The 11,608-nt window shown below is 68.4% G+C and carries 6 protein-coding genes and 2 tRNA genes; 2 read left to right on the top strand and 6 right to left on the bottom strand.

Annotation, left to right across the window (positions count from 1 at the left end):
- The first annotated feature begins 123 nt into the window (after positions 1–123).
- Positions 124–2,289, top strand: coding sequence for a polyphosphate kinase 1 (gene ppk1 / locus QQA13_RS09700; protein WP_108472616.1), 2,166 nt, complete (start codon positions 124–126; stop codon positions 2,287–2,289).
- A gap of 354 nt (positions 2,290–2,643) precedes the next feature.
- On the opposite strand, the gene QQA13_RS09695 is transcribed toward ppk1, so the two are convergent.
- The 3 genes from QQA13_RS09695 to rnd form a co-directional block, all read right to left on the bottom strand.
- Positions 2,644–6,243 carry a class I SAM-dependent DNA methyltransferase gene (locus QQA13_RS09695; protein WP_108472658.1) on the bottom strand — a complete coding sequence of 1,200 codons (3,600 nt, stop codon included), beginning with the start codon at positions 6,241–6,243 and terminating at the stop codon, positions 2,644–2,646.
- 144 nt (positions 6,244–6,387) lie between these two features.
- Positions 6,388–6,463, bottom strand: a tRNA-Ala gene (locus QQA13_RS09690).
- 60 nt (positions 6,464–6,523) lie between these two features.
- Positions 6,524–7,639: a ribonuclease D gene (gene rnd, locus QQA13_RS09685; protein ID WP_108472617.1), complete on the bottom strand. Its 1,116-nt coding sequence runs from the start codon at positions 7,637–7,639 to the stop codon at positions 6,524–6,526.
- A gap of 100 nt (positions 7,640–7,739) precedes the next feature.
- On the opposite strand from rnd, the gene QQA13_RS09680 reads away from it, so the two are divergent.
- Positions 7,740–9,677, top strand: coding sequence for a formylglycine-generating enzyme family protein (locus QQA13_RS09680; RefSeq protein ID WP_108472618.1), 1,938 nt, complete (start codon positions 7,740–7,742; stop codon positions 9,675–9,677).
- 60 nt (positions 9,678–9,737) lie between these two features.
- Here the strand turns inward: QQA13_RS09680 and QQA13_RS09675 are convergent.
- The 3 genes from QQA13_RS09675 to metX all read right to left on the bottom strand — a co-directional run bounded on the left by QQA13_RS09675 (position 9,738) and on the right by metX (position 11,606).
- Positions 9,738–9,823: transfer RNA gene (locus tag QQA13_RS09675), tRNA-Leu, on the bottom strand.
- A 27-nt stretch (positions 9,824–9,850) separates the two neighbouring features.
- Positions 9,851–10,432, bottom strand: coding sequence for a cysteine dioxygenase family protein (locus tag QQA13_RS09670; RefSeq protein WP_108472619.1), 582 nt, complete (start codon positions 10,430–10,432; stop codon positions 9,851–9,853).
- Between the two features lie 49 nt (positions 10,433–10,481).
- Positions 10,482–11,606, bottom strand: coding sequence for a homoserine O-acetyltransferase MetX (gene metX / locus QQA13_RS09665; protein ID WP_108472620.1), 1,125 nt, complete (start codon positions 11,604–11,606; stop codon positions 10,482–10,484).
- Between the last annotated feature and the right edge of the window lie 2 nt (positions 11,607–11,608).

The following is an 11,608-nucleotide window of genomic DNA, read 5'->3' as shown; positions in this document are numbered from 1 at the left end:
CCGTCGTCAACGGTGGATTGCACACTGAGCGGTGCATGACCGGCAAGGTTGCGGTCGCCTGGACTTGGCCCGCGACGCGCTACGATGTCCGGTGTTCCCTGCTTGAACCCACCCGGTGTACCCATGACCAGCCGCCTGATTCGCGAGACCTTGCCGACCGACGCCGCCGCGCCTGCCGCCAACGATGCCGCGCCGTCGACGCACGGGCCGGACCTTACCGACAGCCGCCTGTACATCCATCGCGAGTTGTCGCAGCTGAAGTTCAACATCCGTGTGCTGGACCAGGCGCTGGACGAGCGCACGCCGCTGCTGGAACGGTTGAAGTTCCTGCTGATCTTCTCGGCGAACATGGACGAGTTCTTCGAGATCCGCGTGGCCGGGCTGAAAGGGCAGATCGCGCTGGACCACGAGATCATCGGCGCCGATGGCGTGCCGCCCCGGCGCGCGCTGGCCGAGATCGCCGAGATCGCACACCGGCAGGTCGCGCGGCAGTACGCGATCCTCAACGAGCGCATCCTGCCGGAGCTGGCCACGCACGGCATCCGCATCGTGCGGCGCACGCAGTGGACGCACAAGCAGAAGCTGTGGGTGCGCCGCTACTTCCGCGAGGAGGTGGCGCCGCTGGTCACCCCGATCGGGCTGGACCCGACCCATCCGTTCCCGCTCTTGGTCAACAAGAGCCTCAACTTCATCGTGCGGCTGGACGGCGTGGATGCGTTCGGCCGCGACTCGGGCCTGGCCATCGTGCCGGCGCCGCGCGTGTTACCGCGCTTGATTCGCCTGCCGCTGGAGATCTGCGAGGGCGGCGACAACTACGTGTTGCTGTCCTCGATCATCCACGCCCATGCAGAGGAACTGTTCCCTGGCATGCAGGTGCTCGGCTGCTACCAGTTCCGGCTGACCCGCAACGCCGACCTCACGCTCGACCCGGAAGACGTCGAGGACCTGGCGCTGGCGCTGCGTGGCGAGCTGTACTCGCGCCGCTTCGGCGACGCGGTGCGGCTGGAGGTGGCCGACAACTGCCCCAAGGATCTGGCCGACCACCTGCTCAAGCAGTTCGGCCTGGCCGAGTCGGAACTGTATGAAGTGAACGGCCCGGTGAACCTGGCGCGGCTGTTCCGCATCGCCAACAACGTCAGCTACCCGAAGCTGCAGTACCCGCCGTTCACACCGGCGCTGCCCAAGGTGCTGCAGCACGCCGAGGACCTGTTCGAGGTGATCGGCAAGCAGGACGTGCTGCTGCTGCATCCGTACGAGTCGTTCGCGCCGGTGGTCGACCTGCTGCGCCAGGCCTCGAAGGACCCGCAGGTGCTGGCGATCAAGCAGACGCTGTACCGCACCAACGCGAACTCCGAGATCGTCGATGCGCTGGTCGACGCCGCCCGCGCCGGCAAGGAAGTGACCGCGGTGGTCGAGCTGCGCGCACGTTTCGACGAGGAATCCAACCTCAGCCTCGCCTCGCGCCTGCAGCAGGCCGGCGCGATGGTGATCTACGGCGTGGTCGGCATCAAGACGCACGCCAAGCTGATGCTGATCCAGCGCCGCGAGGGCAGCGAACTGGTGCGTTATGCGCACCTGGGCACCGGCAACTACCACACCGGCAACGCCCGCCTGTACACCGACTACAGCCTGCTCACCTCCGACGAGGCACTGTGCGAGGACGTGCACAAGCTGTTCAGCCAGCTCACCGGCATGGGCAAGATGCTGCACATGAAGAAACTGCTGCATGCGCCGTTCACGCTGAAGAAGGCCCTGCTGGAACTGATCGCGCGCGAGACCGCGCACGCGGCGGCGGGCAAGCCGGCGCAGATCATCCTCAAGGTCAACGCGCTGACCGAGCCGAAGGTCATCCGTGCGCTGTACAAGGCCAGTATCGCCGGCGTGCAGGTGGAGCTGATCGTGCGCGGCATCTGCTGCCTGCGCCCTGGCATCGAAGGCGTGTCGGACAACATCCGCGTGCGCTCGGTCATCGGCCGCTTCCTGGAACACAGCCGCGCCTACTGGTTCGCCAACGCCGGCGAGCCGCAGCTGTACCTGGCCAGCGCCGACCTGATGGAACGCAACCTCGACCGCCGCGTCGAAACCGCCTTCCCGATCGAAGGCAAGAAACTGCAGCAGCGCGTGCACCGAGCGCTGGAGCTGTACCTCACCGACAACGCCAGCGCCTCGCTGCTGCAGCCCGATGGCGAATACCTGCGCCTCTCACCGGCCGCCGGCGAACCCGTGCGCAACGTGCAGGCCGAGCTGATGGACAAGCTGTGCGGGGCAGGGGCCGGCAGCACGTACTGAGCCACACAGCGCAGGGTGGCACCACCCGCCACGCACCACGGAACGCCCTACGGCGCGGGTGGAGCGTGGGGCTTTTCGCTCGGAGCGCGGGGCTTTTTGCGCGGAGCGTGGGGCTTTTTGCGCGGAGCGCGGGGCTTTTTGCTCGGAGCGTCGGGCTCTTTTGCTCGGAGCGCCGGGCTTTTCGCTCGGAGCGTGGCGCTTTTTGTTCGGAGCGCGGGGCTTTTCGCTCGGAACTCCGAGCTTTTTGTTTGGAGCTTCAGGCTCTTTTGCCCGGAGCGCCGAGCTTTTCGCTCGGAGTGTGGGGCTTTTCGCTCGGAGCGCGAGGCTTTTTGCCCGGAGCGCAAGGCTCGGGGCCTACTGGCTGCTGTAGCGGCCGTCCTGTTCGCGGGCGCGGCCCAGCGCCACCAGCATGTCGAGCAATTGCGGCAGGCGTTTCTTCCACGGGCCGCGGGCGCTGAAGCGGGTGGCCAGTGCGTCCGCGTCCAGCGCGATCGGGCTGGCGGCGAGCGCGTCGGCCACGGCGCGCACCTGGGCCACCGCGTCCTTCGGCCACGGCAGCGGCTTGGCGGCGGCGGGCGCGGCGGTGTCGTCGCCGGCCTGCTCGGTGGCGATTTCGGCCTGCTCCGGCGCGGCCTGCGCGGTCGGGTGCTGGAACGCGGGGCGCAGCCAGCGGACCAGGCCGCGCGCTTCCTCGGCCGCGCGTTCCGCGTTGAGCGCCACCAGCCGTTCGAGGATCGCCTCGTCGAAGGCGCGCTTCGCGTCGTCGCGGCTGGTGCCGTCGGCGGGGGCGTCGTTGCCGTGGCTGATGCGCAGCAACGGCAACAGGTCGCCCCAGCCGTAGGCATCGAGCACCGCCGCGTCGATCTCGTCATGCAGCTGGCGCAGCACCGAGACCAGGCCATGCTCGTGGATCACCCGCTCCTTCGTCGTCAGCGGCTCGCCGCTGCGCAGCTTGTCCAGCACGTTGTACATGCCGGTGAGGGTGAGGTCCGGGTACGCGGCTTGCTGGTGTTTGCGGTGGGCGTCGAGTTGTTCGGCGAGGGCTCGAAGGTGGGTTTGTTGTTCGTCGCTCAAGACAGGAAACGGGAAGGGATCAAAGCAACGCGACTTGTTGTATCGCGGATCGTTGCCAACCCCGAGCCTGCCGCCTACTGCCAGCGACCAAACGACATGCGCACAAGACGAAAGCGCGCCTAGGAAGCTCGCATCGTCCAGCGCAATGCACACGAGCATGTTGTCTGGCGCGATGCTGGCGTCGAGAAACTGGAAGGTGCGGTGCTTGGCGGTTTCGACAGTGGCGATGTAGCGCGGCAATGCGGCAAGACTTTTGCGCAACTCCTGCCGCGGCTTGCCGTGAAGCCACCAGAGCCGTGCGTAAGCCGCGCCGTCTTTGCTATCTGCCTTGGCGTCGCGCTCCGGTTTTACGTGTTCAAGCACATGCTGATACACGGCTGGAAAACGTGCGCGCGCTTCCTCCGCACTCAAGCCGAACAGGTCGATCACCAGCACACCACGCGGTTTGTCGGTGAGGTCGCGACCGTTGCGATATGGCCGAATGTAATGCTCCAAGCCGGCGATGCTTCCAAGCCCCAGCGGCCTGGCTTGCTCGGAAGTGACGATGAATCCAGCGCCATGCAGCTTCAGGCCGGGACAGCTGATGCCGCTGTTCGCCAGCAATGATTTCGCCCTGGTGACGTTTGCGCCCGTGCTGAGGTCGGCATGGATCACGCCGCTGCGAGCGCGCAAGGCGATTGCCACTTCGTCCTGCTCGCCGTCGATTTCCGTTTCAACCACACGCAGTTGTCCGTCGGTTGCTCCCACGGCGCCAACGGTCATGGCAATGCGTACTGCCGCGCCATCGGTGGCGTCGACCCACGGGTGATCGGGAATCGCGAACACCAGCGACAGCGGCCGTGCTTTTGCTCCCTCCCCTGCTAGCAGGGGAGGGTTGGGGTGGGGTGCTTTTGACTTGGCGGCGACCCGGGGCAACCCCCTCCCAGCCTCCCCCTGCGGGCAGAGGGAGGAGCCGAGCGCGGCTTCGATGACGCGGCGGTTGAAGGTCTGGCGGATCGAGTTGGTGGTGATGAAGCCGAAGCGCTGCAGCGCGCCGCGTTGGGTCAGCACGGCGGCGTGGTGCCACCAGTACATGACGAAGTCGGCGGACTCGGGGACTTCCGTCCAGGTGGCGCGCAGCGCTTCGGCGTAGCCGTCGCCGAGGGCGCGACGAATGCTGGAAGCGCCAATAAACGGCGGATTCCCCACCACGAAATCCGCTTCCGGCCACGCCGCCTTGCGTGGGTTCACATACCTTTCCAGCGGCACGCGCTTGCTGTCGTCGGGCACGTCCTCGCCGGTGACCGGCGAGGTCTTCATGCTCACGCCGTCCCAGCGACTGACCGGCACGCCGCGCTCGTCGGTGACGTATTCCATGCGGTCGTAGGCCAGCACGGCGTCGCGGTTCTCGATGTTGCGGAAGTCGCGGATCACCGGCTGCGGCGGGTTGATGTCGCCGCGGGTGCGGTAGTGCCATTGCAGGTAGCCGATCCACAGCACCACTTCGGCGATGGCGGCGGCGCGCGGGTTCAGCTCGATGCCGAGCAACTGGTGCGGGTCGACGGTTTCGCCGCCCATCGCGTCGGCGCGTTCGCCGCCGAGCGCCAGGCCGGTCTGGCGGTAGCCGAGTTCGTCCAGTGCGTTGAGCACTTCGCCTTCGAGGCGCTTCAGGTGTTCCAGCGTGACGTAGAGGAAGTTGCCGCTGCCGCAGGCGGGGTCGAGCACCTTGACCGTGCACAGGCGATGGTGGAACGCGCGCAAGGTGTTCACCGCCTCGTCGGCCTTGCCTTCGGCGGCGAGGGTGAGCGCAGCGGCGTGGGCGTCGCTCCATTCGCCGCGCAGCGGCTCGATCACGGTGGGCAGCACCAGCCGTTCGACGTAGGCGCGCGGGGTGTAGTGCGCGCCGAGCTTGTGCCGCTCGCCGGGGTCGAGCGCGCGTTCGAGCAGGGTGCCGAAGATGGCCGGCTCGACGTGTTCCCACTTGGCCTTGGCCGCCTCGATCAGCAGCGCGATCTGCTCGCGGGTGAGCGGCAGAGTGTCGGGCTGCTTGAACAGCTTGCCATTGAAGCGCAGCACCTCGCTGGCGATGGCGCCGCTGAAGCCGCCGGTGTCCATGTCGTGCCAGAGCAGGCCGAGCATGCGCATGGCGGTGTCGGGCTGGTCGGCGTATTTCAGCAGCAGGTCGCGGAAACTGTCGGTGGGCAGCAACTTCACGTCTTCGGCGAACATGGTGAACAGGCAGCGCATCAGGAACTGCGCGACCGCTTCGGCGTGGCGGCCGGCGGCTTCCAGACTGCGGGCGAGGGTGGCGAGGCGTGCGGCGATCTCGCGGGTGACGCGGGCGGATTCGCGGCTGGGGTCGAGCGCGAGCGGGTCGGTCCAGATGGTGCGCAGGCGCGCGCGGATGGTTTCGTCACGCAGTTCGTCGAGCGCGATGCGGTGGCTGCGCGGGTCGGGGAACGGCGTGTAGGTGGCGCCGGAGCGGCTGAACTCCGCATACAGCTCGATGCGGTTGCCCACGTCCACCACCAGCAGGAACGGCGGGCGGCCCTCGCTGGCCGGCAGGGCGCGCGCGTACTGCTCGGCCTGGCTGCGCGCGCGCAGCATGGCGTCGTCGAAACCCTTGGTGTGGGTGGGCGCCTTGAGCTTCTTCGCTTCCAGCACGAAGCAGCCGCGCTTGTACAGGTCGATGCGCCCGGCCGAGCTGCTGCCGTCGCCGTGGCTGAAGGTGACCGGCCGCTCGAACATGTATTGCTGTTCGGCGTCCGCGTGCGGCAGGTCCACGCCGAGCAACTGGCACAAGTCCATGGCAAAGGTCTGCGCGGTGGACAGCTCTGAGGCGGTAACGCCGCGCCACTTGGCGATGAAGGCGTCAGCGTCGCCCTGGTTGATTCCGCTCATGGCCATTCCTTCGATCCACCCCCTGCGCAGGCTAGCCGATGGGGGCGGCCAGCGCACGCGCCCATCGACGCGGCGGTGGCATCATGCCCAACAAAACGCCCAACAAAAAAGCCCCCGGAGGCCGGGGGCTTTCGTGTGAATCCGTGGTGGAGCGGATGGGGATCGAACCCACGACCTCCACGATGCGAACGTGGCGCTCTCCCAGCTGAGCTACCGCCCCACGGAAGCCGCGAATATTAGCAGCGTGCGGGAGCTTCGCCAAGAGCTGAGCCGGACGAACTCAGCCGGGCAGCAGGTCGGGCAGGCGGTCGTGCAGCACCTCGCGGCGCCAGCCTTCGAGGAACTCGGGCCATTCGGCGGTGACCACGTATTCCTCCAGCACCTTGCGCGGGCACAGCAGGCCGGGCGGCAGGTCGAGTTCGCCGGCGCGGTGGTCGATCAGCTCCTTCATCGCCGCCAGCGCCTTCTTCGCCTCACCCTGCGGGTGGCCGGGGATGCGCGCGGTGGTGGCGATTTCCTCGTCGCTGACGGGCACGGCGAGCAGTTCGAACAACTCGCTGCGCTGGGCCGAGCGCAGGGCGCGCTGGCCGCGGCCGCGCTGTTCCAGATCGCCGAGGCTGCGCGGCGGCTGCTGCGCCAGGTTGAGCGCCAGCGTGTCGTCGAGCAGCCACGGGCGCGGCACGTCGAGGCGGCGCGCTCTGCGGTCACGCCATTGCAGCAGGCGACGCAGCAGGGCCTGCTGCGCGACCGGCCAGTCGGCGGCGCCTCGCAGTGCACGCTGCGGTTGCGGGTCGCCGTCACGATGGCTGGCGCGCTGCTTCAGGCGCGCGCAATCCTCGGCGTGCCAGGCGCTGCGGTCGCGGCGCTGCAGGCGTTCGGCCAGCTGTTCGTGGATGGTTTTCAGGTACACGACATCCAGCGCGGCGTAGCTGCGCTGCGCGTCGGTGAGCGGGCGCTGCAGCCAGTCCGAGCGGGTCTCGCCCTTGTCCAGATCCACGCCGGCGAGTTCGGCGACCAGCGCGCGGTAACTCAGGCCCAGGCCCATGCCGGCGAAGGCGGCGGCGACCTGGGTGTCGAACAGGGTGTGTGGGCCGTCCGGCAGCAGCGGCGCGAGGGTTTCCAGGTCTTCGCCGGCGCTGTGCATGATGGTCACCGCGGGGCCGGCGCCGAGCAGCGGCTGCAGCGCGGCGCCGATGGCGAACGCGAGCGGGTCGATCAGGGCGTAACGGCCGTTCCAGCCCAGCTGCAGCAGCGCCAGCTGCGGATAGAAGGTGTTGCGGCGCATGAACTCGGTGTCCAGGCCGACGGCGGCGTCGGCGGGTAGCGCGGCCAGCCATGCCTGCAGCGCGTCGGGACGGTCGATCCAGTCGGCAGCGGCGGGTTCGGGCGGTGACATCGGTACTCCTTGGAAAGGCGCGGGCGTGGATTGCCCTGTCGCCGGTTTGTGCCTATGGTGAGCAGCGCACGATAACAGGCCGCACCAAGGACGCCCATCTATGCCGAACAACGCAACCCTGCGCCGTCAGCGCGCGCTCGGCGGGGCGCTTGGGGTGATCGTGCTGGGGTTTGCGCTGCTGTACCACTTCTTCCCGGGGCTGTTCCACGTCAATCCGGCGCAGGCGCCGCGCCGTTCGATGTCGCTCGGTGCGGCCGCGCCGGGCAGCGGCCTGCAGCCGGAGCGGTTGTCGACGATCAACGAACTGAATGCCGGGCCGCCGCTGACGCTGGCGCCGGCGGCGGTGATCGCCGCGCGCGGCAGCAAGAACGCGAACCTGCCCGAGCAGCTCAGCGCGGACCCGCCCGCGGTACAGGCGCTGCTGGAGCGGGCGAACGTGGCGCTGCGTGCCGGCCGGCTGGTCGGCGCCAAGGACAGCGCCGCCGCCTTGTTCGAGCAGGCACTGAAGGACAAGCCGGACAGCCGCCACGCGGTGCAGGGCCTGTTCGACGTGCGCGCGCGGCTGGTGGCGGAGATCGACCAGGACATCGCGGTGGGCGACGCCGACGCGGCGCAGGACCTGCTTGGTGCGCTGCGCACGCTGCCGAATGCCGAGACGGAAGTGGCGCAACTGGAGGCGAGCCTGAAGATCCTGGAGCAGGTGCGGCCGATGCTGGCGAAGGCCGCCGGTTTGCTGCGGCAGGGCAAGGCGGACCAGCCGCGCGACGGCAGTGCGCTGGAGCTGTACCGCGAGGTGCAGAAGCTGGACCCGCAGAATGCGGTGGCCGAGCAGGGCATCTTCCAGGTGCAGCGGGCGGTGCTGGACCGTGCGCTGGCGGCGGTGGCGCAGAACGATTTTGTCGGGGCCGACCACGAACTGGCCGCGGCGCAGGCGATCCGCCCCGGTTCGCAGCAGATGATCGACGTGCACAAGCGCGTGGACGACATGCGCGAGCAGCGCGCGAACGGCATGCTGGCGCAGGCGCATTCGGCGCTGGACGCCGGCAATGTCGGACTGGCGACGAAGCTGGCGGCGCAGGTGCGGGCGATCGCCCCGGCGCTGCCGGCGCTGGCCGCGTTCGACGAACAGCTGACCAACGCGCGCCTGTACGCCAGCTACAAGCCCGGCCAGGTGTTCGCCGACCGCTACGTCGACCTGCCGGGCAAGACGCCGGCGATGGTGGTGATCCCCACCGGCAGCTTCCGCATGGGCGCACCGGCCGACGAGGAAGACCATACCGATGCCGAGACGCCGCAACACGCGGTCACCATCAGCAAGGGTTTTGCGATGGCGCGCAGCGCGGTGACGGTGGGCGAATTCCGCGAATTCGTGCGCGCCAGCGGTTACGTGCCCGACTCGATCAAGCTGGGTGGCGCCAGCGTGTATGACGAGCGCAGCGGCACGCTGCGCGACGATGCGGACGCCACCTGGCAGGACGACTACGCCGGCCGCAAGGCCGACGACAACCTGCCGGTGGTGAACGTTTCCTGGAACGACGCCAGGGCGTACGCCGAGTGGCTGAGCCAGCGTACCGGCAAGACCTACCGGCTGCCCAGCGAGGCGGAGTTCGAGTACGCGCTGCGCGGCGGCACCAGCAGCCGTTACTGGTGGGGCGACGACGCACCGAAGCGCGCGGTGGAAAACCTGACCGGCTCCGGCGACCGCTCGCGCAGCGGCCGCCGCTGGAGCCACGCCTTCCGCAACTACCGCGACGGCTACTGGGGGCCGGCGCCGGTGATGAGCTTCGCCGCCAACCCGTTCGGCCTGTACGACATCAACGGCAACGTCTCCGAGTGGGTGCTGGACTGCTGGCACGACAACTACATCCGCGCGCCGGACGACGGCAGCGCCTGGGTCAACCCCGGCTGCCGCTCCCACGTGGTGCGCGGCGGCTCGTGGGGCAGCTCGCCGGAGCAGGTGGACTCGGCCTACCGCCAGGGCAGCAGCGGCGACACGCGCAGCGGCCGGGTCGGCTTCCGGGTGGTGCGAGAGCTGTAAGAGGCTGTTCAAGATCTCCAGGCATGAAAAACCCCGCGCGAGGCGGGGTTCTTCGTGAGCTGGTACCGGCGAGAGGACTCGAACCTCCACTGTGTCACCACAAGCGGATTTTGAGTCCGCCGCGTCTACCATTCCGCCACGCCGGCATGTGCGAGCGGGTGATTATGCCGGGTTCAGTGCACGCGGTCGAGACCCAGCTGGCGCACGTCGCGGCCGTACCAGCGGTCTTCCGGCAGCGGCTGGAACACCGAGCAGCGGGTCATCGGGCCGGAGTAGATGTGCAGGCTGACGGTGACCGCGCTGTCGCTGGGGTTGCGGATGCTGTGGTATTCGTGCGGCGGGATCAGGCTGCCGGCCGAGCCGGCGCCGGCCTGGATCGAGCCGACCGGCTGGAAGCAGTAGCGCTGTGCGTCGTGCTCGATCAGTTCGTACTGCACGATCTCCAGCGCGCCGTTCCAGACACCTTCGACGCACCACATGCCGTCGTGGTCGTGGATCGGCGTGCCCTGGCCTGGCCCCCAGGTCATCGCCACCACGCAGTAGCCGTGGTCCTCGCTGCGGTACAGCTCGCGGCGGGCGTAGTGCTCGGCATTCGCCTCGAACACGCAGTCGGGCAGGGTGACGGCATTCTCGCGGATCAGCTTGCACAGGCTGTTGCGCAGGCTGTCGGTGAGTTCGTGGGTGGTCGGTTTGGCCACGGCGGCGTCGATCGCGTCGATCAGGGTGCGGCTGCCGGGGAAATCCAGGGTGAGCATGATGATCTCGGTGGGATGCGTGGTGCGGCTTATCTTAGCAGCGCGGCATTCACCCGGCCGCCAGCCTGTTCAGGAAGCCACCGATCGCGCGGCTGTAGTTGTCGATGTCGACCAGGAACGCGTCGTGGCCCTGCGGCGAATCCAGCGCCACGAATTCCACCTTCGCGCCGGCGGCTTCCAGGCCTTCGGCGATCTGTTCCTGCTGCTGTAGCGGGAACAGGATGTCGGTGCTGACGCCGATCACCATCGCCTGTTCGATGCGGATGCGTCTGAGGCCTTCCAGCACGCTGCCGTGGCCGTATTCGGCGATGTCGAACCAGTCGCTGGCGCGCGACAGGTAGAGATAGCTGTTCGGGTCGAAATGGCGTACGAAGCGCTGGGCGTGGCCTTCCAGGTAGGACTCGACCTGGAACTCGCGGCCGAATGGCTCGTCCTCGCGCTGCTCGGGATCGAGCCGGATGCGCGCGAAGCGGCCGTTCCATTCCATCGCGGAGCGATAGGTGATCACGCCGAGCTTGCGCGCGATGCTCATGCCGAGGTCGGGGTAGCGGCCACCTTGCTCCGCATGGATGTCGTAGTTGCCGTCGTTGAACTGCGGGTCGAGCCGGATCGCCTCGCGCTGCAGCGAGCGGATCGCGATGGCGAACGGCTGCGCCTGCGGCGCGGTGTCCACGCTGATGTGCGCGCGCGCGCTGTCGGGGTGCAGCAGCATGTAGGCCAGCGCGCTCATGCCGCCCATCGAGCAGCCGATCAGGCAGGCCAGCTGGCTGATGCCGAGGCTGCCGGCGACGCCATGCGCGGCGTTGGCGACGTCTTCCAGCGCCATTTCGGGGAAGCTCAGGCGGTACGGCTCGCCGGTGGACGGATCGATCGAGGCGGGGCAGGTCGAACCCTTGTCGCTGCCCAGCGAGTTCACGCAGATCACGAACCAGCGGGTGGTGTCGATCGCCTTGCCGGGGCCGGCCATGCCTTCCCACCAGCCTGGTGACGGGTCCTCTTCGCACGAGGTCATGTGTGCGCTGGGCGACAGGCCGGTGAGCACCAGCACGGCGTTGTCGCGTGCGGCGTTCAGCGTGCCCCAGGTCTCGTAGGCGACATGTGCGCCGTGCAATTCGCCGCCACGCTTCATCGCGAATGGCGAGGGCAGGGCGTAATAACGGCGCGCGTCGCCCATCG

Source organism: Rhodanobacter thiooxydans (assembly GCF_030291135.1).
GTDB lineage: Bacteria > Pseudomonadota > Gammaproteobacteria > Xanthomonadales > Rhodanobacteraceae > Rhodanobacter > Rhodanobacter thiooxydans_A.
The sequence above is the reverse complement of the archived record's forward strand: the minus strand, read 5'-3'. Positions and strand labels throughout refer to the sequence as shown.

Coding starts and splice junctions, on each gene's coding strand:
- ppk1 (WP_108472616.1), top strand. CDS start 124: ATGACCAGCCGCCTGATTCGCGAGACCTTGCCGACCGACGCCGCCGCG.
- metX (WP_108472620.1), bottom strand. CDS start 11,606: ATGGGCGACGCGCGCCGTTATTACGCCCTGCCCTCGCCATTCGCGATG.
- rnd (WP_108472617.1), bottom strand. CDS start 7,639: ATGTCACCGCCCGAACCCGCCGCTGCCGACTGGATCGACCGTCCCGAC.
- QQA13_RS09670 (WP_108472619.1), bottom strand. CDS start 10,432: ATGCTCACCCTGGATTTCCCCGGCAGCCGCACCCTGATCGACGCGATC.
- QQA13_RS09695 (WP_108472658.1), bottom strand. CDS start 6,243: ATGAGCGGAATCAACCAGGGCGACGCTGACGCCTTCATCGCCAAGTGG.
- QQA13_RS09680 (WP_108472618.1), top strand. CDS start 7,740: ATGCCGAACAACGCAACCCTGCGCCGTCAGCGCGCGCTCGGCGGGGCG.